Annotated in this window: 11 protein-coding genes; 5 read left to right on the top strand and 6 right to left on the bottom strand. The window is 75.0% G+C overall.

Annotation, left to right across the window (positions count from 1 at the left end):
- Positions 1-122 precede the first annotated feature (122 nt).
- Both ACIBST_RS04015 and ACIBST_RS04010 read left to right on the top strand, forming a co-directional pair.
- Positions 123-1,628: an OmpA family protein gene (locus tag ACIBST_RS04015; RefSeq protein ID WP_397168896.1), complete on the top strand. Its 1,506-nt coding sequence runs from the start codon at positions 123-125 to the stop codon at positions 1,626-1,628.
- Between the two features lie 133 nt (positions 1,629-1,761).
- Positions 1,762-2,580 carry a universal stress protein gene (locus tag ACIBST_RS04010; protein WP_397168894.1) on the top strand — a complete coding sequence of 273 codons (819 nt, stop codon included), beginning with the start codon at positions 1,762-1,764 and terminating at the stop codon, positions 2,578-2,580.
- A 127-nt stretch (positions 2,581-2,707) separates the two neighbouring features.
- Here the strand turns inward: ACIBST_RS04010 and ACIBST_RS04005 are convergent, their stop codons facing one another.
- On the bottom strand, positions 2,708-3,298 hold the full coding sequence (locus ACIBST_RS04005) for a CBS domain-containing protein (RefSeq protein WP_397168892.1): 591 nt from the start codon (positions 3,296-3,298) through the stop codon (positions 2,708-2,710).
- Between the two features lie 260 nt (positions 3,299-3,558).
- Between ACIBST_RS04005 and ACIBST_RS04000 the strand changes: the two genes are divergently transcribed.
- Positions 3,559-3,771, top strand: a complete 213-nt coding sequence (locus tag ACIBST_RS04000) for a PLDc N-terminal domain-containing protein (RefSeq protein ID WP_397168890.1) — start codon at positions 3,559-3,561, stop codon at positions 3,769-3,771.
- A 160-nt stretch (positions 3,772-3,931) separates the two neighbouring features.
- Here the strand turns inward: ACIBST_RS04000 and ACIBST_RS03995 are convergent, their stop codons facing one another.
- Positions 3,932-5,128: a serine hydrolase domain-containing protein gene (locus ACIBST_RS03995; RefSeq protein WP_397168889.1), complete on the bottom strand. Its 1,197-nt coding sequence runs from the start codon at positions 5,126-5,128 to the stop codon at positions 3,932-3,934.
- A 34-nt stretch (positions 5,129-5,162) separates the two neighbouring features.
- Complete coding sequence (locus ACIBST_RS03990; RefSeq protein WP_397168888.1) at positions 5,163-6,656, bottom strand: serine hydrolase domain-containing protein; 1,494 nt, start codon at positions 6,654-6,656, stop codon at positions 5,163-5,165.
- A gap of 233 nt (positions 6,657-6,889) precedes the next feature.
- Between ACIBST_RS03990 and ACIBST_RS03985 the strand changes: the two genes are divergently transcribed.
- On the top strand, positions 6,890-8,092 hold the full coding sequence (locus tag ACIBST_RS03985; RefSeq protein ID WP_397168886.1) for a helix-turn-helix domain-containing protein: 1,203 nt from the start codon (positions 6,890-6,892) through the stop codon (positions 8,090-8,092).
- Positions 8,093-8,154: 62 nt separating this feature from the next.
- Entirely contained in the window at positions 8,155-9,027 is an 873-nt protein-coding gene (locus ACIBST_RS03980; RefSeq protein WP_397168885.1) for a YwqG family protein, read from the top strand.
- Between the two features lie 17 nt (positions 9,028-9,044).
- Here ACIBST_RS03980 and ACIBST_RS03975 read toward each other — a convergent pair whose 3' ends face one another.
- Genes ACIBST_RS03975 through ACIBST_RS03965 form a run of 3 tightly spaced genes read right to left on the bottom strand, consistent with a single transcriptional unit; the run spans position 9,045 to position 23,888 of the window.
- Complete coding sequence (locus ACIBST_RS03975; RefSeq protein WP_397168883.1) at positions 9,045-10,271, bottom strand: MFS transporter; 1,227 nt, start codon at positions 10,269-10,271, stop codon at positions 9,045-9,047.
- Between the two features lie 20 nt (positions 10,272-10,291).
- Positions 10,292-11,593: a serine hydrolase domain-containing protein gene (locus ACIBST_RS03970; RefSeq protein ID WP_397168881.1), complete on the bottom strand. Its 1,302-nt coding sequence runs from the start codon at positions 11,591-11,593 to the stop codon at positions 10,292-10,294.
- A 1-nt stretch (position 11,594) separates the two neighbouring features.
- Positions 11,595-23,888 carry an amino acid adenylation domain-containing protein gene (locus ACIBST_RS03965; RefSeq protein ID WP_397168879.1) on the bottom strand — a complete coding sequence of 4,098 codons (12,294 nt, stop codon included), beginning with the start codon at positions 23,886-23,888 and terminating at the stop codon, positions 11,595-11,597.
- Positions 23,889-24,100 lie beyond the last annotated feature (212 nt).

Here is a 24,100-nt window from a genome sequence, read left to right as displayed (position 1 = left end):
ACGCCGTTCGGCCCGCCGGCCCGGCCCGCTGAGGTCGCACACTAGCCGAAGTCGTACAACTCGCTCTCGTCCCTCCTGGACCTGTAGTAGCCTCCCCGTTCCGATCATTTCGGGGAGGGACGTTGCGTTCTGTCGCTGTGCTCGCTGTCGCGCTGCTGACCGTCTCGTGCGGATCGTCCCAGGTGGGACCCGCGAAGCAGGCGACCGCTCCGCCGAAGCCACAGCCGCCGGCCGTGTACGCCGTGGAAGGGCTGGCCGGGTGGGACGTCCCCGAGCCGTTCCGGGTCGAGGTCAAGGCCGTCGAGCGCCGTCCCAGGCTGACGATCCTGCGCATGGTGATCACCAACCCCACCCGGAAGCCCCAGACCGGTCACTTCGCCAGTGACCGGCTGCGGGCGGACTTCGCCGACTTCCGGCTGCTCGACGCGGTCAACGGCAGGCACTACACGCCGCTCCGTGAGAACGACCGTGACGGCCAGGTGTTCGGCACGCGGCACGGCAGCTTCACCGACGACTTCGAGCCGGGCGTGCCGCACCCGGTGGAGATCTATTTCCCGCCCTTGCCGCCCGAGACGAAGACCGTCACGGTCGCGCCGACGACGCAGATGGGCCCCCTGACCGGGATCCCCGTCACGCAGGGCGCCGCGGACCCGGTCTCGAAGCCGGGCGACCCGTGGCAGGTCGTGGCGCCCCAAGGCCAGATCTGGGAAGGCGCCTGGGACGTCGAAGAGCTGGTCGAGACCCCCGAACGGACCACCAAGCAGGACGGCAGCACCGAGACGATCGGCCTGCGCACCGACGTCCTGTTCGCCTTCGACAAGGCCACGCTCAACCCGAAGGCCACCGCCGTCCTCGACGAGGTCGTCGAGGAGACCCGCCGCCGCGCCGACCCGGCCAAGCCGCCCGTGATCGTCACCGGCCACACCGACAGCAAGGGCGACGACTCCTACAATCAGCAGCTTTCCGTACGGCGAGCGGAATCGGTCACCCGGTACCTCCAGGCCAAGCTCGGCACCGACTACCAGTACAAGACGGACGGCAAGGGCGAAACCCAGCCCGTCGCCCCGAACGAGCAGCCGGGCGGCGCGGACAACCCCGAGGGCCGCGCGCTCAACCGCCGCGTCGACATCTCGTACACGATCAAGCAGGAGAAGCCGGGCGCCACGACCACCGAGCCGGCCGTCGGCGACGTGCGCGGTTCCGTGCTGCCGCCCGCGCCGTTCCGCGCGAGTCCCGGTGAGGCGGTGACGAGCTTCGAGCACGGCGGGAAGTACAAGGTCGACGTGCTGCCCGCCTTCCGTGACGGCGCCTACCTGGTGATCAGCTTCGACGTGACCGCCCTGGTGGACAACGTCCCGATCCCGGGACCGTTCGAGGGGTGGGTGAACGACTTCGTCCAGCCGTCCAGCTACGGGGCCATCACCGTCGTGGACCCGGCGACCCAGGCGCGCTACTTCCCGATCCGCTGGGCGGAGAACCAGATCCACCACCTCGCCGAGGGGCAGAAGGGCCGGGCCTACGTCTACTTCCCGGCGCCGCCCGACGACAGGACGTCGATCACTCTGCAGGTCCAGGGCGGGCAGACCGTCCCCGAAGTGCCGATCGCGCGCCGGAACCAGCAGGAGTGACGGCGGGTCCGGCACGCAACGCCGGCCGCCCGTGATCCCGGAGAGGCCCAAAGGCCCTCTCTGCTGAGGCCCTTCGACCGTGGAGCCGGGAACCGGTCCCGGCGTGTCCTTGGTGGAGACACAGGGAGGGCACATGATTCTCGTCGGAGTGGACGGTTCGCAGGCCGGGCTGGAGGCCGTCGCCTGGGCCGCGCGAGAGGCGGCCTTGCGCGACCTGCCGCTGCTGGTGGCGCATGCCATGCCGCGGTGGGCGTACGAGACGGGGGCCGGCCCCTACGCCGAGGTCGGCGCGTGGATGCGCCAGGGCGGCAAAAGCGTGCTGGAGTCGGCCGAGGCACGGGCGCGGCGGGAAGAGCCGAAGATCGCCGTGGACACCACGTTCCTGCCCGACGATCCGCGCACCGCGCTCATCGCCGCCGCGGACAGCGCCGAGCTGCTGGTCGTCGGCAACCACGGGGTCGGCGGCTTCCGGGGGATGCTCCTCGGATCGGTCGCCTACGGCGTCGCGGGGCACGCGCCCTGCGACGTCGTGGTGGTCCGCGAGCAGCCCCTGCCGCCCCAGGAGGAGGTCGTGGCCGGTGTGGACGGCTCGCCCGCTTCCCACGGGGTGCTGGAGTTCGCCTTCAAGGAGGCGCGGCTGCGAGGGGCGCGCCTGCGCGTCGTGCACGCCAGGACCGCCGCGCATCCCGGCCGGTTCGACCCCGCGGAGCTTCCGGACACGCCGAGCCCGGTGGGCCCCTTCGCCGGGCGGTATCCGGACGTCGCGCTCGTCGAGGAGCAGGTGCACGGCCACCCCGTCGAGGTGCTGCGCCAGGCGGCGATCCGCGCCGGCCTGCTGGTGGTCGGCTCGCACGGACACCGCGCGTTCGCCGGGACGGTCCTCGGCTCGGTCACCCATGAACTGCTCCATCGGGCGCCGGGCCCGCTGGCCGTGGTCAGGAGCGTCCGGTGAACGCCGGCGCGGCCTCGCACGGCAGGTGATCCGCATCCGGCCGGCGGTCGTCACCGGTTTCGGACGGGTTGTCGCCGTCGTGGAGCCGCGCTCAGGCGCGCCCGGCGGCGTGGACGGCGGACGCCGCCTAGCTGCGCCTGCCCACAAACCCGGACAGTGTGACGATGCCGTCGTGGACCTCGACGACGACCCCGCCGTCGCGGCCTTCCCCTCCGGCTTGCGGCTGGATGCCCTCGGCGACGCGGCGTCTGGTCTCGTCGTCGTCCCGCAGGTACATCCGCAGCAGGTCCCGCCTGCTGAGGAGGCCCTTCAACCGGCCCTCGGCGTCGGTCACGACCAGCCGCTTGACGCCGCTCTCGTCCATCATCCGCGCGGCCCTGACCGTGGAGGCGGTCGCGGGGACGGTCACGGCGGGAGCGGTCATCAGGTCGGCGGCGGTGTGCCCGCCGGCCTTCCCGTCGCCTTGCCTGGTGACGCGTCGGCGCAGCCGGGCGCGCAGCGGCGGGTGGTAGCTCTCGCCGCAGTACTGCTCGCGGAACTCCTCCTTGCGCATGAGGTCCCCTTCGGAGACCACGCCGATGACGCGATCGTCGGCGTCCACCACCGGGACGGCGCTGATCCCGTTCCGCACCAGGACGTCGGCCACGTCCTTGAACGGGGTGTCGGCTCCCACCGCCGTAACCTGGGTGGTCATCACGTCTCTCACGACGGTTCGCATGGTGTCCCTCCTGTCGGCTCTCCCCTCCATGCCATCGGCTCGCATGGTGGCGGCGTAGGGGCGGAAGGCCTTGGCCAGGCTGACTTTGGGAATCGGCCTGCTTCGGCGAGGAGCACCGCACTTCGCCGCCGGCGATCGTGACGGGCGTCGGCGGACCTGTCAGGGTCCGAAGTCCCGCGGACTCGCGACCTTCTGCTCGGGCGCTCCCGCGCGGACGCCGTCATCCTGGTGCCGAAGGACTGAGAGAGAGGAGCCGGTCGATGCGATGGAACGAGCTGTCGAACAGGCAGCGGAGCTGGCTGCTGGTGCTGGCGTCCGCGGAGTTCGCGGCCACGACGGCCGCGGCGGTGGATCTCTGGTTCCGGCCCAGGGCGGACGTCAGGGGGCGCAAGGGACTGTGGTGGCCGGCGATCTTCGTGCAGCCGGTCGGCCCCCTCGCCTACCTCCTGTGGGGACGGCGCCGCCGGTCGTGATCCCCACCTGGAAGGCGCTGGACAGACCCGTCCGGTGAACCCGGTCCTCGGCCGGCTGCTCCGTACGCCGAGCCGCGGAGCCCTGTCCGGCGAGACCTCCAGGGACGGCTCCGGCGCCGCCCGCACCGCGCTCACCGGCGGCGACTCGCCGTGCGGCCGGTCAACCCTGGTCGGCGGAGCCGGCCGGCGTGTCGCAGAACTCCTGCCTGACGAGGGCGTCCACGAGCGGCAGGAAGTTTTTCACCGGGCCTCTGGTGGCCGAGTCCACCCAGGTCACCGAGGCGGTCAGGGTCTTGCTGCCGTCGGGCGAGCTGTACATCAGCGCCCCGTAGCCGTGCGGCGGGCTGCCGTTGTGCTGGTAGACGGTGCCGCAGCCGGGGCCCAGGTCCTGCGCCCAGACGCCGAGGCCGTAGTCCTGCTCGGGGAGCGGCGTGGGGATCGTCGTACGCATCTCGGCCAGCAGCTCGGCGGGCAGGAGCCGGCCGCCGTTCAGCGCGGAGAAGAACGTGGTCAGGTCCTGCGTGGTGGAGATCAGGTCACCGGCGCCGGTCAGCAGGGACAGGTTCTGGCGGGAGAGGTCGATCACGCGGTCCTTGTACCGGTAGTAGCCGTGGGCGTGGGGCCCGGGGAGTGCCGTCGTGCGGTTGCCCGCCGCGAGGGTGCCGCGCAGTCCGAGCGGGCCGGTGATGCGCCGCTTCAGCTCGGTGGCGTAGGAGTGGCCGGTGATCTTCTCGATCATCAGCTGCGCCACCGTGTAGTTGGTGTTGGAGTAGCTCCACTGCGTCCCGGGTTCGAAGCGCGGCTGCTTGGACAGGGCCAGGCGTACCAGTTCCTCGGGCTCGTAGCTCCTGAACCGGTTGGGCACCCAATCGTCCCCGTTGGCGGGGATCCCGGGCTCGTCGATCGTCCCGTCGGGCTTGTACTCGCCGGTGTAGTTGAAGATCCCGCTGGTGTGGCGGAGCAGCATCCGTACGGTGATCCGCTCGTCCAGCCCGTAGCCGGGCAGGTAGGCGGCGACGGGTCTGTCCAGGTCGATCCTGCCCTCGGCCGCCAGTTGCAGCACCATGGTCGCGGTGAAGGTCTTGACGACGCTGCCCGTCCAGAAGCTCCCGTCGGCCGGGGGCGCGGCGGCCGATCCCAGTTTGCGCACCCCGGCGCCGGCGGCCCATTCGCCCTGCTGATCGCGTACGCGTAGCTGGATCCCGGTGAAACCGGCGGCGACGAAGGCGTTCATCGCCTTGCGCAGCTCCGGGCGATCCTTTCCGGCGGGGGTGGCCATGGCGGGGGCGGCGGTTCCCGCCAGCACCGCCGTCGCGAGCGCCGCGAGGGTTACGCGTCGGATGGTCGTCGTGTTCATGAAGTCCTCGTTTCCGGGGTCTTGGTCGCTGTTGTCAGTTCGTGGTCCGGCCGTCGCCGAACACCGCGTCCACGAGCCGCTGTGCCGCCTGCTGGAAGGCCGCCGCCTTGGACAGGCCGGCGTCGTCCACGTAGGTCACCGAGGCGGTCATCGTCCTGGCGCCGTCGGGCGTGCTGTACATCAGGGCCGCGGAGCCGGCCATGCCGCCGTTGTGGTGGTAGACGGTGCCGCCGCGCTCGCCGAGGTCCTGCTCGAAGATCCCCAGGCCGTAGCCGATCTTCGGGTCCGGCTTGCGCATCTCGGCCAGCAGCTCGGCGGGCAGCAGCCGGCCGCCGTTCAGCGCGGCGAAGAACGTGTGCAGGTCCTGGGTGGTCGAGATCATGTCGCCGCCGGCGGAGATCCACGAGGGGTTCTGGCGGGTGACGTCCACCGTGTGCTCCTGGCCGCCGTCCTCGTACCGGTAGTAGCTGTGGGCGTGCGGCCCGGTGATCTCCGTCGAGGTGCCCGGCGCCTCGGTGCCCGTCAGCCCCAGCGGGCCGGCGATCAGCCGCTGCAGTTCCTGGGCGAACGAGCGGCCCGTGACCCGCTCGATCACCAGCCTGGCCAGCACGTAATTGGTGTTGGCGTAGCTCCAGTCCGCGCCCGGCTCGAAGCGCGCCGGCTTGGACAGCGCCAGCCGGACCAGCTCCTCCGGCTGGTGGGTGTGGAACCGGCCCTCCACCCATTCCTTGCCCGACCAGGCGATGCCCGGCGCGAACGTCCCGTCCTCGTAGTACTCGCCGGTGTGGTTGAAGATCCCGCTGGTGTGCTGCAGCAGCATCCGTACGGTGATCCGCTCGTCCAGCCCGAACTCGGGCAGGTAGCCGTTCACCGGGCCGTCCAGCCCGATCCTGCCCTCGGCCACGAGCTGGAGCACCACGGTCGCGACGAACGTCTTGGTGGAGCTGCCGATCCGGAATCGTCCGTCCGCCGGCGGCTTGTCCGGCGAGCCCAGCTCGCGCACCCCGGCGGTGCCGACCCACTCGCCGCGCTCGTCGTTCACCCGCAGCTGCATCCCGGTGGCCACCCCGGCCTCGACGAACGCCTGCATGGCCCTGTCCAGTTCGGGGCGATCCCGCCCGGCCGCGGTGCTCGCCGCGAGGGCCGCGCTGATCTTGCGGGCCATCTCGGTCATGGTGGGGCTGGGCCTTCCCTCGGTGGCCGCCTCGACGGCGACCAGGACGGTCCGGCGGAAGTTGTCGGCCTCGGCCGGGGCCACCTCCTTGAGCAGGCCCATGGAGGCGTTCAGGGCGGGCAGCACCTGGTCGGCGAGCTCGGCCACGGTCCTGCCGTACTTCACGCCCTTGGGCGCCTTGGCCAGCACGTGCCCGACCGGGCCGGTCGCGGAGGTCAGGGCGACGGAGCCCGCGGCGGCGGCCTTGTGCGCCGAGCCGGCGGCACCGGCGGCCGACATCAGCGAGACGGCGCCCCAGGCGGCGGTGCGCAGGGTGAGCCGGTCCTGGTCGGTGAGGGCGAGGGCAGGGGACATGGCGGTGCTCCTTTGGGCTTCTTCTGGCTTGTCGGCGACGAGGTCCGTCGGCGACGACAGGAACGTTACGACTGTTGCCACGACTTTGGCAAGTATTTGCCAAATCGATTGCCAAGACGGCGGCGAGCAGGCAGCGCCGCTGGCAAGAACTTGTCCACATGGAGGCAAATGAGCTAACCTCGGGCGTGACCGCGCACGTCGGACGACGTCAACCGCTACCCGGGAGTTCGGACATGCTCGAACAACCAGTGTTCGGCCGCCGGCTCAGGCAACTGAGGACCGAACGCGGCCTGACGCTCGCAGCCCTCGCGGGCGAGGGCATGTCCACCGGATACCTGTCCCGGCTGGAATCAGGGGCGCGCCAGCCCACCGAACGGGCCGTCACGCACCTGGCCGCACAGCTCGGCATCAGCCCCGCCGAACTCACCCGGTCCACCGCCACCTCCCTGGCGGAGAGCCTGACCCTGGCCACCGGCCTGAGCCAGGACGAAGGCGGCCAGGCCCTCAGCGACGCCCTGAAGACCTCCGGCGGGGAGGACCCCCTGCTGCGCTGGCAGGCCCTCTGGCAGGTCGCCGAATGGCGCCAGTGGCGTCAGGAGTACGCCGAGCAGCGGGCCTGCCTCGACGAGCTGGTCACGCTCAGCGCGCAGATCGGGCTGCCCGAGCTGCAGTCCAGAGTGCTGGCCGCGCTGTCGCGCTGCATGCGCAGCACCGGAGAGATCGCCGGCGCCGTCGATGCCGCGACCCGCGCCCACGAGCTGGCCGTCCGCGAGTCGCTGCCCGCCCGCGTGCGGGTCTCCACGCTGCTGGCCCTGGTGTCGGCGCTGGGCGAGGCGGGTCGGCTTCCCGACGCCGCCCGGCACGCCGACGAACTGCTCGCGCTGGCGGACCAGGTCTCGGGAGCGCTGTGGGCCCAGGCCGTGTGGACGGTGGCCAACGTCCGGCTCCGCCAGGGCGACCTCGACACCGGCGCTGAGCTGATGAACCAGGCCGTCGAGGGCTTCGACGGCCGTGACGACCTGACGCTCTGGATGCGTCTGCGCCTCGGCGCGGCCCGGCTCGACCTGAGGGCCGATCCGCCCAGGACGGAGTCCGCCCGGCGGCGGGTCGCGGAAGTGCAGGCCGCGTTGCCGTTCGCGGGCGCCCCCACCATCGAGCAGCAACTGCTGGCCGTGCGCGCCCGGATCGCCGTCCTCACCGGCGACCTCGACGAGGCCCGCACGGTCCTCGACCGGCTGACCGGCTTCGACGACCTGCTCACCTACCAGGAGCGGATGCGGCTCGACGTCCTGCGCCACCGCGTCCTGCTCCTGGAGGGCGAGCAGGACACGGCGCTCGCCGGGCTGCGCAAGCTCGCCGAGCAGGCCCAGCAGAGCGGCAACATGGACCTGGCCGCCGACATCTGGCGGCTCGTCGCCGAATCCCTGACCAAGTAGGGCGCGGGGCCGGCGTCCGGTGGACGGCGCGGGTGTCGGTGACGCGCTCCATCATGACTGTCATGACTGATGACCGGTACTCCCGGCTCGCTGCCGAGCACCTGCCCGCCGACCTCGCCGAGCGGTGGATCGCACTGCTGCGTCCATGCGTCCGCCTGCGCCGGGCCGCGCACGGCGAGCGGGCCGTCGCAGCCCTCGGCGGGGAGCCGGACCTGCCGGCCGGGACGGTCTGGCCCGAGTGGCCGGGGCACGGCCCGCTGTCCTTCATCGCGTCGGTGCGGTGCGCGGAGCTCCCGCGCGCCGGGCTGACCGCCGCCTTCCCGCAGGACGGGACCCTGCTGTTCTTCTTCTTCGACGGCCAGGGCGACGAGGGCGACGACGGCGACGAGGGCTCGTTCGTCTCGCCCCACGACCCCGGGACGTGGGCCGGTGCCCAGGTGCTGTACGTCCCGGAGGGCACGCCGGTCCGCCGGGCCGGAACGCCCGCGGGGCTGGAACCGTACCCGCGCGTGGAGCTGGCCGCGGGCGTGGAGGAGAGCGCCCCTGACGTGTGGCTGCCCCAGGTCAGGCAAGCCCTGCAGGGCGACGGCGGGCACTGGCCCGGCCCTCGTGACACGCCCGCCCGGCTCCGGCCGTTCCTGCGCGCCTTCCAGCGGCTGCGCACCCGCATCGGCCACCAGCTCGGCGGCCACGCCGTGCCGGTGCAGGGCCCGGTGGAGTACGAGATCGCGAACGCGGCACTCGGAGGCGGTCACTCGTGGGGCGCCCCGGCCCTGGACCGGGAAGCCGGGGGCTGGGTGCTGCTCGCCCAGTTCGACAGTGACGGCGACGCGAAGATGAGCTGGGGGGACACCGGCGCCCTCTACTGGCTGATCCGCCCTGAACACCTCGCCGCCCGCCGCTTCGACCAGGCCAGGGTCACCGTGCAGTGCTAGCGCCGCCGCCGCTGCGGTCAGGGGCGGGTGGTGGGGAAGCGGCGGAGCGTCGGGCTGAGCGTGGTCGCGGTCGCCACGAGGGCGAGCGCGGCGGCGCAGGCCAGGATGCCGCCGGTCCCCGCCGTGACCAGCGCGCCGCCGAGCAGCGGCCCGAGTGCCGCCGCGCCGCCGCCGCACAGCCCGGTGACGCCCGTCAGCCGGCCGCGCAGCGCGTCCGGGGTGACGGTGATCTGGTACGTCAGGATCGTGGTGTTGGCCAGCGGGACGAAGAACGCGGCGCAGCCGAGCAGCAGCCCGAGCGGCAGACCGCTCGGCACGACGGCCATCAGCGCCGTCAGCGCGGCGGTGACCCAGGAGAAGCCCACGATCACGACCGGCGCGGGCAGCGCCGCGTGCAGCCGGTCGGCCAGCGCGGCGCCGAGCAGCCCGCCCGCCCCCATGCACGCCATGCTCAGCCCGATCACCCCCGCGCCCACCTGGTCCTCGTGGGACGTCGCCAGCACGATGATGATCAGCGCGGTGAAGACCAGGTTGGACACGAGCATCCACAGCAGCGTCGTCCTGATGACGCGCCGGCCCAGCACCCACCGCAACCCGGCCACGAGATCGCCGCCCGGCCCCCGCTCCTCCCCGGCCGGCTCCGGCCGCGCGGGCAGCCGCAGGAAGAGCAGCGCGACGGAGGAGCAGGCGAGCATGACGGCGTCCACCACGAACGGGATCGCCCGCTGCACGGCGAACAGGAAGCCGGCCAGCGCCGGCCCCACCAGGGTCGCGATGAACGGCCGCGCGGTGTTGGCCGCCACCGCCCGCGAGAGCTGCGAGGCCGGCACCACCTGCGGCAGCGCGGCCTGCTCCGCGGGCTCGAACGCGGCCCCGAGCAGGCCGTCGAGGAGTGCCACCAGCAGGATGTGCGGGAAGGAGTAGGCGTCCAGCCAGACGGCGGCGGCGACGGAGGCCATGGCCAGCGCCCGCCCGGTCTGGCAGACCAGCAGGGTGCGCCTGCGGTCCCAGCGGTCGGCGATCACCCCGGCGGGCAGGTTGGCGATCATGTGACCGGCCGCCACCACCGACGAGGCCAGCCCGGCCTCCAGGGCGGAGCCGGACATGGCCAGGATCAGCAGCGGGATCGCGATGAAGTTGATCTCGTTGCCCAGTTCGGAGAGGAACTGCCCGCTCCACAGCGTGGCGTAGCTCCTGTTGCGCGACAGCGGCGCGGGCGCGGCCGCCACGGCGGAATCTTTCATGGTCGACGCGTTCCTCCCGCTCAGGACCCGGGCGGCAGGCGGCGGGCCAGCCGTCCGGTCACTTGGATCAGGTCGATCCGGCCGCCGCCGCCGATGAAGCGGCCGGCGTGGGCGGTGCGGCCCCGGGGCGGCGGCTCGCCGACGGCGAACACCAGGCCGGGGAAGCAGGTGATCGCTCCCGTGGACCGCAGGCTCAGGCCGCCCGCGCCGTCCTCGCTCACCTCGAACCTGGCCGCTCCGTTGGCGTAGGCGCCCGCGCAGCCGGGCGGACCCGGCACCGGCGGGCCCGGGTCGGCCAGCGGGCGGTGGTCGCCCACCTCGACGCCCGCCGCCGCCAGCCGGTCGACCAGGTCGCGCCACACGGCCAGGCCGGTGTTGGCGTTCGTGGTCAGCGCGACGACCGTGCCGCTCACGGGGTCGGCGCGCAGATGGCAGGAGGTGCCCTCGCCGGTGCCGTCGTGGCCGAACCACTCGGCGCCGTCGCGGCGGTGGAGCGCCCAGCCGAGGCCCCAGCCGTCCGCCATGCCGTACGGGCCGATCGCGGCCCCGGCGAGCCGGTCGGCGCGCAGCCGCAGCAGCGTGTCGCCGCCGAGCAGCGCGGGCAGGGACGGGTCCCCCAGATGCAGGCGGGCGAAGGCGACCAGGTCGGCGGCGCTCAGCGCCAGCGCGCCGTCCGGCGCCTCGACGGGCGAGCCCTCCTCCTCCACCGCCACCACCACGTCCCTGGACGGGTGCACGCTGTGGCCGGACGCCGCCCGCCGGGCCGTCGGCGGGCCCGCCACGAACGCGGGCGTGATCTCCAGCGGGGCCAGCAGCAGGTCCTCCACCGCCTCCCACCACGTCATCCCGGTGACGGACTCGATCAGGTGGCCGGTGAGGACGTACCCGGCGTTGGAGTAGGAGAAGGCGGCTCCGATGCCCGGCCAGGCGGGTGCGCAGTGCTCCTCGGCCCAGGCCCGCCTGCTGGGCGCGCGGTCGGCGTCCTCGGCGTTGGCGGCCAGGCCGGCGGTGTGGCTGAGCAGCCGGGCCAGCGTGAGCTCGGCGGCGGCCGGGCCCAGCTCGGGCAGCGGCCCGGCGAGCGGCGTGCCGAAACCGACGTCGCCGTCGTCGGCCAGCATGGCGGCCAGCGTCGCGGTGAACGGCTTCGTCAGCGAGCCCAGCGGGAACGCGGTGCCGGACGTCACCGGTGGGCCGCCCGGCGTCTCGACGCCGTACTCGGCGGTCGTCGTCCGGCCGCCGCGGTGGACGGCGAGCTGGGCGCCCGGGACGCGGTGCCCGCGCGCCAGCTCGGCGAGCAGGCCCGGCAGGTCGAGGCGGTCCATGTCACCCCTCCCGGCCGGGGCTCGCGGCGCGGCGCGGGCCCGGGTGGCGGGCCAGCGTGCGCAGGGCGGTCAGGAAGTCCGCCAGGAGACGGTCCACGGTGGCCCGGTCGTGCAGGTTCCGCGAGTGGTACCAGTCGAAGGACAACCGGCCGTCCCGGATCGCGCCCACGACCTCCAGCAGGTGGTCGGCCCGTTCCAGCGGGCTCTGCTCGCGGCCGATCGGGTCGTGGAGGGCGTACAGGAGACCGCCGCCATGTTCGCCGCCGTGGTCGCCGCCCGCGTCGGCCTGCCCGTGGTAGTTGAAGGACACCTGCGGGACGGGCCGCGACGCCAGCGCCGACCCGGCGGATCCCGGCGGGCCGAGGTGGCGCAGCAGGCCGTAGCCGAGCCCGTTGCCGGGGATCGCGCGAAGCTGCTCGCGCACCGACCGGACGATCTTCACCCAGTCGTCGCCGCCGGGCAGCGTGAGGGCCGCCGGGTACTCCGCGGTGAACCAGCCGACCGTCCTGCTCAGGTCGAGGTCGTCGAACAGCGGCTCGCGCCCGTGGCCCTCCATGTCGATCACGACCCGGTCCTCGCCGCTCCACCGGCTGAGCGTCCAGGCCAGGGCCGCGACCAGCAGCTCGTGGAGCCGTACGCGGAAGGCGGCCGGGGCGGCGCGGACCAGCGCGCGGGTCTCCTCAGGCGACAGCGCGCCGGACACGGCAGCGACCGAGCCGACCAGGTTGTCGCCGTCGCGGTCCACGGGCAGCGGCGGCGGGTCCGGCAGCCCGGTCCAGTACGCGGCCTCCAGGCCCGCCTCGTCCCCGGCGGCGTACCCGGCCAGCCTGGCCGCCCACGTGCCGAACGGCGTGGAGGCGGGGCCGAGGTCGATCGGCTCGCCGCCGGCGGCCTGCCGGTAGGCGGTCTCCAGGTCCTCGGTCAGGATCCGCCAGGAGACCGCGTCCACGACCAGGTGGTGGGCGGTGAGGTGCAGCCACGGCCGGTGGCCGGGGCCGGCGTCGAACAGCAGGGCCCGGCACAGGGGGCCGCGGGCCAGGTCGAAGCCCGCGTCCGCGGCGGCGGCCAGCTCGTCCATGGCGGCCAGCCGCTCGGCGTCCCCGGCCAGGTGCGTCAGGTCGTGCCGGGTGAGCGGCACCGGCGCGGTTCCGGCGGGGGCGACGTGCTGCCGCCAGTCGTCGCCGTCCCGCTCGAAGCGGGCGCGCAGCGCGTCGTGCCGGTCGGCCAGCGCGGCCAGCGCGGCTCGCAGCGCCTCCTCCTCCACCGGGCCGGTCAGCTCGGCCAGCATGGACTGGTTGTAGTGGTGCGGGGCGACCCGGCGGCCGGTGAGGAACGCCCGCTGCACCGGCGTCAGCGGAACGGGCCCAGTGGTGGAGGGCGCGGCGTCGGTGATCGGGGAGGGGGCGGCGTCGCGGGCGACCGGGGCGAGTTCGGCGATCGTCTGGTGGAGGAAGAGGTCCTTGGCCGTGACGGCGATCCCGGCGCGCCTGGCCCTGGCCACCATCTGCATGCTGAGGATGGAGTCGCCGCCCAGGTCGAAGAAGTTGTCCTCGACCCCGACCGCCGCGGGCTCGACGCCCAGGACCTCCGCCCACACCTGGACCAGCGCCGACTCCACGCCGTCGCGCGGCGCGAGCCGGTCGTCCGCGCCCGCGGCCGAGGCGGACGGCCGCGGCAGGGCCCGCCGGTCCACCTTGCCGCTGCTGGTCAGCGGCAGCTCGTCCAGCGTCACGAAGAAGTGCGGCACCATGTAGCCGGGCAGCCGGCCGCGGGCGAAGTCGCGCAGCGCGGCGGGCTCGGGCACGGCCCCGGCCACCGGCACGACGTACGCGGCGATCCGCGGCACGCCCGGCCCGCCGTCGCTCCCGCCGCCGACCACCACGGCGGTCGCCTGGGCCACCTGCGGGTGTTCGCCGAGCACCGCCTCGATCTCGCCGGGCTCGATCCGGAACCCGCGCACCTTGACCTGGTCGTCGGTCCTGCCGAGGTACTCCAGCATCCCGTCGGGACGCCACCGCGCCAGGTCCCCGGTGCGGTACATGCGCCCGCCCGCCTCCTCGAACGGCCCGGCGACGAACCGTTCCGCGGTGAGCGCGGGCCGGCCGAGGTAGCCGCGGCCGAGCTGGTCACCGGCCAGGTACAGCTCCCCGGCCACCCCCACGGGCACCGGCCGGAGCCAGTCGTCCAGCACGTACGCGCGGGTGTTGCGCATCGGCCGGCCCACGACGGGCCGCTCGCTGTCGGACAGGCGGCAGTACAGGGTGTCCACCGTGCACTCGGTCGGACCGTAGTAGTTGTAGCCGGCGGTGTCCGGGGCCTCGCGCAGGTCGCGCCAGAGCGCCTCGCCCACCGCCTCGCCGCCCAGCATGACCACCGCCGGCCGGTGCCGGTCCCCGGTGAGCAGGCCGAGCGGGACGAGCTGCTCGGCGTAGGACGGCGTCAGGTCCAGCACGTCGATCCGGTGCCGGTCGATGTAGGACAGCAGCGCCTCCGGGTCGCGCCGCGTGAGGTCGTCGATCACGTGCAGCTCGTGGCCGTCGGCCAGCCACAGCACGCCCTCCAGCGAGGTGTCGAAGCTGAACGCCGCGGTGAGCCCCGCCCTGAGCCGCCCGCCGCCCGCCTCGGGGCGGATGAGACCGGCCCGGTGGTCGAGGAACAGGTTGGCCAGCCCGCGATGTTCGAGCACCACGCCCTTGGGGCGGCCGGTCGAGCCGGAGGTGTAGATCACGTACGCCGGGTGCTCGGGGCGCGGCGCGGGCCAGTCCGGCGGGCCGTCCGGCAGGCCGTCGAGCAGCGCGGGATCGTCCAGCATGATCAGCTCGCCGGGCACGGGCGGGCCGAAGGCCGCCTCCCGGTCGGTCAGGACGATCACCGGCGCGGCGTCGTCCAGCATGAACGACAGCCGTTCGTCCGGCAGGTCGGGGTCCAGCGGGAGGAAGGCGGCCCCGGCCTTGAGCACCGCCAGCAGGGCCACGACGGTCCGGTCGCCGCGCGAGCAGGCCAGGCCCACCAGGGTCTCGGGCCGGGCGCCGCGGGCGCGGAGCAGGCGGGCCAGGCGGTCGGCCCGGCCGTCCAGCTCGGCGAAGGTGTGCGTGCGGGCGCCGAAGACCAGCGCGGGACGGCCGGCGTCGGCGCGGGCCCGCTCGGCGAACAGGTCGGCGAACAGCGCGGCCGGTGCGGCGTCGCGCGTGTCGTTCCAGCCGGTCAGGACCTGCGCCCGCGCGGCGTCCGTCATGATCGGCAGGTCGGCCAGGAGGGCGCCGGGGTCGGCCGCGACGGCGTCGAGCAGGGTCGCCAGGTGCCCGGCCAGCCGGTCGGCGGTGGCGTGGTCGAACAGCGCGGTGCTGTAGCCGATGGCCGCCGTCAGCCGGCCGCCGTGCTCGTGGAAGTCGAACGTCAGGTCGTGGCTGACCTGGTCGGAGACGGCCGGCAGCGGCGCGGCGCGCAGCCCCGGCAGGTCGGGGTCGGCCGACGGCGTGTTGTCCAGCACCACCATGACGTCCACCAGCGGGTTCCTGCTCGGGTCCCGCTCGGGCCGCAGCAGCTCGACCAGCCGCTCGAACGGCACGTCCTCGTGCTCGAACGCCTCCAGCACGGTCGATCGCACCTCGGCCAGGAACGCGGCGAACGTCGAGGAGCCGCTGACCGTGGACCTGAGCACGACGGTGTTGACGAAGAACCCGACCAGCCCCTCCAGCTCGGCCCGGCCGCGGCCGGATGTCGCCGTGCCGACGGCGACGTCCCGCTGGCCGCAGATCCGGGAGAGCAGGACCTGCGTCACCGCGGTCAGCACCATGAACAGCGTGGCGTCGTGGGCGCGGGCCAGCGCCTTGAGCCGGTCCAGCGTCCCGGGCGCGACGTCGAGCAGGCGCATCGCGCCGTCGGGCACCCGCACCGGCGGGCGGGGCCGGTCGACCGGCAGCGCGAGCGGCGTGAGGCCGGCCAGCCGGCGTTCCCAGTAGCCGGGGTCGGACGGGTGCCGGCGCTGCCAGGAGGCGAAGTCGGCGTACCGCACCGGCAGCGGCGGCAGCTCGGCCCGCTCGCCCCGCAGCGCGGCGGCGTAGCAGGCGCCCAGCTCGGCGCCGAGCACGCCCATCGACCAGCCGTCGGTGGCGATGTGGTGCATGACCAGCGCCAGCGCGTGCTCGGTGGCGCCCAGCCGCACCAGCCTGGCCCGCAGCACGGGCCCGCGCCGCAGGTCGAACGGCCGGGACGCCTCCCGCCGCACGGCCTCGCGCATCGCCCGCTCGGGATCGCCGTCGCCGGACACGTCGGTCACCGGCAGGGGCGGCGGCGCGGGAGGCAGGATCGTCTGCGTGCCGCGGCCGTCCACGTCGCCGTAGACCGTGCGCAGCGCCTCGTGCCGCTCCACCAGCCGGTCGAGCGCGGCACGCAGCGCGGCCACGTCCAGCTCGCCGGACAGGCGCAGCCCGTACACGGTGTTGTACTCCGAGCCGCCGGGCTCGAACTCGCTGAGGAACCACAGCCGCTGCTGGGCGAAGGACAGCGGCAGGCCCGCGTCACCCGCGACCCGTTCGAGAGCGTCGGAGACCGAGGAGGGGGCGGCGGTGAGCGTGCCGGCGAAGGCGGCGATGGTGGGGGTGTCGAAGAGCTGGCGCGGCGAGGGGGCCGCGCCGAGCGCCGCGCGCACCCGCGAGATCACCCGGATGCTGAGGATGGAGTCGCCGCCGAGGTCGAAGAAGTCGTCCTCGACGCCCACGTCGGCCACGTCCAGGCCGAGCACCTCGGCCCAGATCCCGGCCAGCAGCGCCTCGGTGGCGTTCCGCGGGGCGACCCGGGGCACGGCCGCGTCGAGCGGCCCGTCGGGCACGGGCAGCGCCCGCCGGTCCAGGGTGCCGCCCGCGGTCAGCGGCAGGGCGTCCAGCCGGGCGAACGCCGACGGCACCGCCTGCGCGGGCACCCGCGCGGCCAGGAACGCGCGCAGCTCGGCCGGGCCGGGGGCGTCCGCGCCCGCGGGCACGACGTAGCCGACCAGCCGCGTCCGCCCCGCCTCGTCCCGGTGCCCGGCCGCCGCGGCGGCGGCCACCCCGGGATGGGCGGCCAGCGCGGCCTCCACCTCGCCCAGCTCCACCCGGAACCCGCGCACCTTGATCTGGTCGTCGGCGCGCCCGACGATCTCCAGCTCGCCGTCGGCCCGCCAGCGGCCCAGGTCGCCGGTGCGGTACACGCGCTTCCCGGACGCGTCGCGCACGAACCGGCTCGCGGTCAGCTCGGGCCGCCCCCAGTAACCGCGCGCGACCCCGTCCCCGGCGACGCAGATCTCGCCGGTGACGCCCACGGGCACCGGCCGCAGCCCGGCGTCGAGCACGTGCACGCGGGTGTTGGCGAACGGCCGCCCGATCGGCGCGTACGGCCCCTGCCCCATGGGCGCCGCGCCGAGCTGGAACACCGTCGAGTCCACGGTGGTCTCCGTCGCGCCGTAGGCGTTGACCACGATCGTCCCGGGCGCCAGGCGGGCCGGCACCCGCTCGGCCTCGGCCACCGGCCAGCCCTCCGAGCCGACCATCAGCACCCGCAGCGCCTCCGGCCGCCGGCCCGTGCGCTCCAGCTCCTCGCTCACCGCCGCCGCCAGCGACGGCACGGTCACCATGAGCTGCGCCCGGCTGCTCACCAGCAGGTCGGCCATCGCCCGCGGGTCGCCGACGCGGTCGGCCGGGCAGATCACCATCTCGCCGCCGAACATCGCCGACAGCAGGAAGTCGCCGAAGAACAGGTCGACCGACTGGCTGGAGACCGCCAGGCAGCGCGGCCGGGTCCCGGCCAGGCCGTAGCGGGCGTCCCAGGCGTGGGTCATGTGGTGGACGTTGCGGTGCTCGACCATCACGCCCTTGGGCCGTCCGGTGGAGCCGGAGGTGTAGATCACGTACGCCAGGTCGTCCGGCCCGACGTCCACCCGGGGCGGCCCGGCGGGGGCGGCGGCCAGGGCGGCGTCGTCCAGCAGGAGGGCAGGCGTCCCGCCCAGCCGGTCGAGCAGCGCCGGACGGGTGACCACGAGCGGCGCGGCGCAGTCGGCCAGCATGGTCGCCAGCAGGGCCGCCGGGTAGTCCGGGTCGAGCGGCACGAACGCCGCCCCCGACTTCAGCACGCCGAGCAGCGCGGCCACGGCGTCCACGCCGCGTTCGAGGCAGACGCCGACCAGCGTGCCCGGCCGCGCCCCTCGCTCGATCAGCAGGTGCGCCAGCCGGTCGGCCCGCCCGTCCAGCTCGGCGAAGGTCAGGCTGTCGGCGCCGCAGCTCACGGCGGTGTCGCCGGGGGTGCGCGCGGCCTGCTCGGCGAACAGCTCGTGCACCGGGCGGGGGGCGGGGAAGCGCGCCGCGGTGTCGTTCCAGGCGGCGAGCTGCCGGCGCTCGGCGGCGGTGAGCACCGGCAGGTCCGACGTCCGCCGGGCGGTGCCGTCGGCGAGCGCGTCGAGCAGCACCTCCAGGCGGCCCAGCAGCCGGGCCGCGGTGGCCTCGTCGAGCAGCGCCGGGTCGTAGTCGGCGGCGAGGGTCAGCTCCTCGCCCGCGTGCGCGGTGATCATGAGCGGGTAGTTGCTGCGCTCGTCGCCGAGGTGTTCCAGCACCCGTACGCCGTGCCCGCCGCGCCGGCCCTCGGGGTAGTTCTCGAACACCAGGACGCTGTCGAACATGGGCACGCCGCCCGGCAGGTCCGCGCACCGGTGGATCTGGGCGGGGGACAGGTAGTCGTACTGGCGGCACTCGGCCTGGCGATCCTGGAGCCGGCGCAGCCAGTCGAACACCTCGGCCTCGCCGTCCACCTCGACCCGGACGGGCAGCATGTTGATGAACAGCCCCACGATCGACTCGGCGTCCCGCAGCCCGGCGGGGCGGCCGGAGACGGTGGCGCCGAAGCACACGTCGCGCTCCCCGGCGTGGCGCGACAGCAGGATCGCCCAGGCGCCCTGGAGCAGCGTGTTCACCGTCAGCCGGGCGTTCCTGGCCCGCTCGTACAGGCGGGCGGAGCGGTCGGCGGGCAGGCTCACCCGTACGGCGGCGGTCGAGCGCGACCGGTGCGCCCGCGCCGGAGGCCGGTCGTAGGGGATCGGCGTCGGCGCGGTGAACCCGGCCAGCTCCCGCCGCCAGTGCCGCTCGGCCGCCGCCAGGTCCTGCCGCCCGAGCCATTCCACGTAGTCCCGGTACGGCCTGCGCACCGGCGCCGGCCGGCCCGCGTACCGCTCGAACACCTGGGTCAGCACCTGGGCCGCGCTCCAGCCGTCGAGCATGAGGTGGTGCGCGGTCCAGAAGACCCGCACCCGGGTGTCGGTCAGGCGGGCCACGACCAGCCGGGCCAGCGGCGCGACGGCCAGGTCGAGGCGGCGTCCGGCGCGGGCCGCCCACAGCCGCTCGGTCTCGGCCAGCCGCCCGGCCTCCGGCAGCGCGCGCCAGTCGTGCTGCTCGACCGGGAGCCGCACGCCGCGCCGCACGACCTGCACCGGCTCGGGCACGTCCTGCCAGACGATCGCCGTGCGCAGCGCCGGGACGTCGTCGGTGACCTCCTGCCAGGCCCGCGCCAGCCGCTCGGGGTCGTCCACGCCGTCGAGCAGGAGGCTGAAGTGGGAGGTGTAGGTGTCGGTGGCGGGGTCGGCCAGCGAGTGGAACAGCAGGCCGCCCTGCAGCGGCGTGAGCGGGTAGACGTCCTCGACCGAGCGGCCGTCGCCGGCGACGCGGTCCACGGCGGCCTGGTCGAGCCGGGCGAGCGGGAAGTCGGAGGGGGTGCAGCCGCCCGCGCCGGGCTCCGCGCAGTGCTCGACGATCTCCGCCAATGCCGCCGCCGTCCGCTCGGCCAGGGCCGCCACGGTCGGCTCCCGATGCCGCCGGCACGAGTACGACCAGCGCATCTCCAGCCGGTCGCCGCGCACCACGGCGTTGACCTCCAGCAGGTGGGCGCGCTCCTGGCGCGGGTCGCGCTCGGTGCCCTCGGGCGTGGGCAGCATGCCGCGCGAGTCCATCCGGCCCAGGTAGTTGAAGGCCACCTCGGGCTGCCGGTCGGCGCGCAGCTCGGCCCCGGCGGGGGACAGGTGGCGCAGCGCGCCGTACCCGAGGCCGCGCAGCGGGACCGCCCTGACCTGTTCCTTGACGGACCGGAGCAGGTCGCCCCAGCCGCCGTCCGGGAGCTCCAGCACCAGGGGGGAGACGGTGGTGAACCAGCCGGCCGTGCGCGACAGGTCCACGCCGGGGAACAGCTCCTCGCGTCCGTGGCCCTCCAGCTCGACCAGCACGCGGGCGCCGCCCGTCCAGTCGGCCAGCACGCGGCCGAGCGCGCCGAGCAGCACCTCGTCGATCCGCGTCCGGTAGACCTCGGGCACCTCGCGCAGCAGGCGGCGGGTGAGGGCGGCGTCCAGCGTGGTCGTCACCGTCCGCAGGTCGCCGGCGAGGTTGCCGCCCGTGGCGTCGTCCACGGGCAGCGCGGGCGCCCCGGCGGCCAGCTCGCGCACCCGCCGCCAGTGGTCCAGCTCGTGGTCGAAGCCGCCGGCCGCCGCGTGGTCGCGCAGGCGCAGCGCCCACTCGCGGAAGGACGTCGTCCGCGGGCCCAGCCGGATCGGCTCGCCGGCGGCGGCCTGGCGGCAGGCGACCTCCAGGTCCGACAGCAGGACGCGCCACGACACGCCGTCCACGACCAGGTGGTGGGCGGCCAGGAACAGCCGCCGGGGGCCGTCGCCGGTGAACAGCAGGGCCTTGATCAGCGGTCCGCGGTCGAGTTCGAAGGCGGTCTGCGCCTCGACGGCCGCGCGGTGGGCGTGCCCGGCGCGCTCGTCCTCGGGCAGGCCGGACAGGTCGACGTGGCGCAGCACCCGGGCGGGCTCGGCGGCGGCGTTGTGCTGCCGCCAGCCGTCGCCGTCCCGCTCCAGCCGCAGGCGCAGCGCGTCGTGCCGCTCGATCAGGGCCGCCAGCGCCGCCTCGATGGCGTCCTCGCCTGCCTCCTCGGGCGGTTCCAGCGCGACCGCCTGGTTGAAGCGGGGCAGGCTGTCGGCCAGGTTCTCCAGGAACCAGTGCTGGATCGGCGTGAGCGGCACCTCGCCGCTCACCGGGCCGTCGTCGGCGTCCCGGTCGCCCGGCAGACCGCCCGGCAGGTCGTCGGGCAGCTCGGCGGCCAGGTCGGCGACGGTCTGGCGGAGGAACATCAGGCGCGGCGTCAGCGCCAGCCCGGCCGCCTGCGCCCCGGCGACGACCTGGAGCCCGAGGATGGAGTCGCCGCCCAGGTCGAAGAAGTTGTCGTGCACGCCCACGCGCTCGACGCCGAGGACCCGCGCCCACACCTCGGCCAGCGCGCGCTCGGCCGGGGTGCGCGGCTCGGCGTACTCCTCGCCGCTGTGGCGGGCGCCGGTCGGCGCGGGCAGGGCCCGCCGGTCCACCTTGCCGCTGTGGGTGAGCGGCAGGGCGGGCAGCAGCATGAACGCCGTCGGCACCATGTGCTCGGGCAGCCGCCGCCGCAGCGCCTCGCGCAGCCCGGCGGGGTCCGCGCCGCCCTCGGCCGGTACGACGTAGCCCACCAGCCGCCTGGTCCCGTTCGCGTCCTCCTTGACCGCGACGGCGGCGGCGACCACGGACGGCTGCCCGGCCAGCGCGGCCTCGACCTCGCCCGGCTCGATCCGGAACCCGCGCAGCTTGACCTGGTCGTCGGTGCGGCCGGCGTGCTCCAGCCGCCCGTTCGCCAGCCAGCGCGCCCGGTCCCCGGTGCGGTACATGCGGCTGCCCGGCGGCCCGTACGGGTCGGCCACGAACCGCCCGCCGGTCAGGCCGGGCCGGTTCAGGTACCCCCTGGCCAGGCGCGTGCCGCCGAGGTACAGCTCGCCCGGCACGCCGATGGGCGCGGGCCTGAGCCGCTCGTCCAGCACGTACGCCCGGATGCTCGGGAAGGGCCGCCCGATGGGGACCGGGCCCGGGTCGGCGTCCGCCGGGGTCAGCGGCTCGCTCAGCGTGGCGCCGACCATGGTCTCCGTGGGCCCGTACCCGTTGAACACGCGCCGCCCCGGCGACCAGGCGCGCACCAGCTCCGGCGGGCACGTCTCGCCCGCCACCACCACGACCGCGCCGCGCGGCACGCCGTCCTCGGGCAGCGTCGCCAGCGCGGTGGGCGGCAGCGTGAGGTGGGTGACCCGCTCGCGGGCGATCAGCCCGGCCAGCGGCGCGCCCGGCGGGCGCTCGTCGTCGGCGGCGACCACGAGCGTGCCCCCGGACAGCAGGGCGAGCACCAGCTCCCAGAAGGCGCCGTCGAAGGAGAGCGAGGCGAACTGCAGGACCCGCGCGCCCGGTCCGGCGTCCATGCGCTCGCGCTGGAGGCGCACCATGTCGTGCACGCCTTCGTGCGTGACCACCACGGCCTTGGGCCGGCCGGTGGAGCCGGAGGTGTAGATCACGTAGGCCGGGTTCTCCGGCCGCGCGGCCGGGACCGGGACGCCGGTGGGCGGCCCGGCCGGCGCGGGGTCGTCCGGCTCGACGTACGGCAGGCCGGCGGGCAGCGCGGACGCGCTCTCGCCGGTGGCCACCGCCAGCACCGGACGGGTGTCGCCGACCATGGCCGCGATCCGCGCCGCCGGCTGCCCGACGTCCACCGGCAGGTACGCGGCCCCCGCCTTGAGCACCGCCAGCACCGCCACCACCATGTCGAGCGACCGGGGCAGCGCCACCGCGACGTACCGCTCGGGCCCCGCGCCCCTGGCGGCCAGCAGCCGGGCCAGCCGGTCGGCGCGCTCGTCCAGCTCGCCGTAGCTGAGCGAGCGGCCGGCGCACACCACGGCCTCGGCTTCCGGCCGGGCCGCCACCTGCTCGGCGAACAGCCGGGTCACCGTCAGCGGTTCCGGCCCGGCGCCGGTCCCCGGCCACAACGAGGTCAGCAGCCGCTGCTCGGCGCGGCCGAGCAGCGGGACGCCGGCCAGCGGCCGTCCGGGGGCCGCCGCGATCCCGGCGAGCAGGCGCACCAGGTGGGCGGTCATCCGCTCGGCGGTGTCCGGCCCGTACAGGCTCGTGTTGTAGGCCAGGCTCCCGGCCAGGCCGCCGTCCCGCTCGGTGAAGTCGAACGACAGGTCCATGCTCGCGGCCAGCACGGGCGGCGGTAGCTCGGTGACCCGCAGGCCGGGGAAGGCGGCCGTGCCGGGCGGCAGGTTGCGCAGGTTGACCGCCACCTCCGTCAGCGGCGGGCGGCTCGGATCGCGTTCCGGGCGCAGCGCCTCCACCAGCCGCTGGAACGGCACCCGGTCGTGGGCGAACGCGTCCAGCACCGTCGTGCGGGTGCGGTCCAGCAGCTCCTCGAACGGGCGCGACTCGTCCACCTCGCCGCGCAGCACCAGCGTGTTGACGAAGAAGCCGACCAGGTTCTCCGTCTCGACCCGGTCCCGGCCGGACACGACGGTGGCCACGGCCACGTCCGGACGGCCGGTGTAGCGGGCCAGCAGCGCGTGCACGGCGGCGACCAGCGTCATGAAGAGCGTGGCGCCGGCCCGCTCGCCGATCTCCCGCAGCCGCCCGGTGACGTCCGCCGGCACCTCGAACGCGCACGCAGCCCCGGCCGAGCTCCTGACCGGCGGGCGCGGCCGGTCCGTCGGCAGGTCCATGGGGGCCAGCCGGTCCAGCCTGCGCCGCCAGTACGCGAGCTGCTCGGCGGCCTGCGGCCCCGAGGCCCGCTCCCGCTGCCAGGCGCTGACGTCGGCGTAGCTCACCGGCAGCGGCGGCAGGCCGGCGGGCGGGCCGCCGGCGGCCTCGGCGTACAGGGCGGCCAGGTCGTCGAGCAGCACCCGCGAGGACCAGCCGTCGGTGACGATGTGGTGGGCGTGGGCGGTCAGCACGTGCTCGCGCGGGCCGAGCCGGATCAGCCGGGCCCGGAACACCGGCCCCACGCGCAGGTCCACGGGCCGGCGGGCCTCCTCCTCCAGCAGGCGGTCCAGCTCGCCGGGACGCTCCGACAGGTCCGTCACCGGCAGCGGCACCGGGGCGGCGGGCATGACCCGCTGCGTGCCGCGCCCGTCCACGGACCCGAACGTGGTGCGCAGGGTCTCGTGCCGGGCCACCACCCGGGTGAGCGCGGTCCGCAGCGCGGGCACGTCCAGCTCGCCCCTCAGCCGTACGGCCAGCGGCACCAGGTAGTCCACGGCGTCCGGGTCCAGCTCGTACATGAACCAGAGCCGCTCCTGGGCGGGGGAGAGCGGGACCGGGCCGGTGGTGTCCGTGCGCGGGATCGGCTCGGCGGCCGACCGGCCGGCCAGCCTGCGCAGCATCTGGTCACGGAGGTGTTCCGGCAGTGCCGCGATCCGCTCGTCCCGCTGGGAAGAGATATGCATCGGGGTGTCTCCAAGCCCTCCGGTCGACGGTCGGCCGCCCGCGCCTGGATAACGTTTCGATGAACTGCGGTAAGCGCGCGGCCCGGCCCTCGCGGGCGTCGTCCGAGGCCGCCCGCCGCCTCACCTTGATGGTGTCAACGGCCGCCCGGACGCTCCAGAGCATTGAACCGACGGCTAAAGAACCAGGTCACAGGCGGGTGCGGGGGGCGGGT

The organism is Nonomuraea sp. NPDC049684 (assembly GCF_044465345.1).
Lineage (GTDB): Bacteria > Actinomycetota > Actinomycetes > Streptosporangiales > Streptosporangiaceae > Nonomuraea.
This window is presented reverse-complemented; position numbering and strand designations above follow the sequence as displayed.

Coding starts and splice junctions, on each gene's coding strand:
- ACIBST_RS04005 (WP_397168892.1), bottom strand. CDS start 3,298: ATGCGAACCGTCGTGAGAGACGTGATGACCACCCAGGTTACGGCGGTG.
- ACIBST_RS03975 (WP_397168883.1), bottom strand. CDS start 10,271: ATGAAAGATTCCGCCGTGGCGGCCGCGCCCGCGCCGCTGTCGCGCAAC.
- ACIBST_RS04000 (WP_397168890.1), top strand. CDS start 3,559: ATGCGATGGAACGAGCTGTCGAACAGGCAGCGGAGCTGGCTGCTGGTG.
- ACIBST_RS03970 (WP_397168881.1), bottom strand. CDS start 11,593: ATGGACCGCCTCGACCTGCCGGGCCTGCTCGCCGAGCTGGCGCGCGGG.
- ACIBST_RS03990 (WP_397168888.1), bottom strand. CDS start 6,656: ATGTCCCCTGCCCTCGCCCTCACCGACCAGGACCGGCTCACCCTGCGC.
- ACIBST_RS03980 (WP_397168885.1), top strand. CDS start 8,155: ATGACTGATGACCGGTACTCCCGGCTCGCTGCCGAGCACCTGCCCGCC.
- ACIBST_RS03965 (WP_397168879.1), bottom strand. CDS start 23,888: ATGCATATCTCTTCCCAGCGGGACGAGCGGATCGCGGCACTGCCGGAA.
- ACIBST_RS04010 (WP_397168894.1), top strand. CDS start 1,762: ATGATTCTCGTCGGAGTGGACGGTTCGCAGGCCGGGCTGGAGGCCGTC.
- ACIBST_RS03985 (WP_397168886.1), top strand. CDS start 6,890: ATGCTCGAACAACCAGTGTTCGGCCGCCGGCTCAGGCAACTGAGGACC.
- ACIBST_RS03995 (WP_397168889.1), bottom strand. CDS start 5,128: ATGAACACGACGACCATCCGACGCGTAACCCTCGCGGCGCTCGCGACG.